Source organism: Pelodictyon luteolum (genome assembly GCF_001622165.1).
Taxonomy (GTDB): Bacteria; Bacteroidota; Chlorobiia; order Chlorobiales; family Chlorobiaceae; genus Chlorobium; species Chlorobium luteolum_B.
Genome location: NZ_LVWG01000024.1, coordinates 15,410 through 15,680, shown reverse-complemented (window position 1 = coordinate 15,680; position 271 = coordinate 15,410). Strand labels below are relative to the sequence as shown.

1 protein-coding gene is annotated in these 271 nt (G+C 62.0%); it reads right to left on the bottom strand.

Translation table 11 applies throughout. The features are described 5' to 3' along the window. Positions 1-25: 25 nt before the first annotated feature. Positions 26-271: helix-turn-helix transcriptional regulator (locus tag A3K90_RS04515; RefSeq protein ID WP_303681378.1), on the bottom strand; the 246-nt coding region annotated here is incomplete at its 5' end.

The following is a 271-nucleotide window of genomic DNA, read 5'->3' as shown; positions in this document are numbered from 1 at the left end:
GACTGAGGGCTGAGTGGGGGCTGAGTCAGGTTTTTTCTTGGGCATGGTCGGGATTTGGAGCTTCAGGGTGGTTGGGTGCGGCAGCGGCCTGGCTGGCGTGGGTGGTGTAGATGCGGCCGTTGTTGGCCACATACCTGCGCAGATCGGGTGCCATTGCGTCCGGCACGATCAACACCGTCATCCCCATCGCCTCCGCCATGCGCTCGATAGACGACAAACGCGGATCGCGCTTGCCGCTTTCAATCTCCGACAAATGCTGCGGCGACATGCC